The organism is Achromobacter sp. D7-1 (assembly GCF_059760445.1).
On sequence record NZ_JCBAMT010000185.1, the window covers coordinates 1 to 255 of the forward strand.

Annotated in this window: 1 protein-coding gene; it reads right to left on the minus strand. The window is 66.7% G+C overall.

Annotation, left to right across the window (positions count from 1 at the left end; genetic code table 11):
* Window positions 1–255, minus strand: a 255-nt coding sequence (locus AC6LKD_RS32700) for a VCBS domain-containing protein (RefSeq protein ID WP_498118551.1), incomplete at both ends; no start/stop codon positions are given.

A 255-nucleotide genomic window follows, 5' to 3' on the forward strand; every position in this document is an offset into this window, starting at 1 on the left:
TGTTGTTCAGCTCATAGGTGTAGGAGCCGTCGGCCTTGAGGACGATCTTGCCGTACTCGCCGTTGACTGCGGTGTTGACGTTGCCGTTGACGTTCTGGCCGGCGGCGACCGTGCCCTTGACCACGCCGACGACGTTGGTGGCGTCCGCGCCGAGGGTGTCGGCGCCGGTGCCGCTGATGACGTTGCCGGTGGCGGTCAGCGCGGTGTCTTCCGTGACGGAAGCGGTGTCGGGCTTGGCTTCAGGAGCGGTGTCGG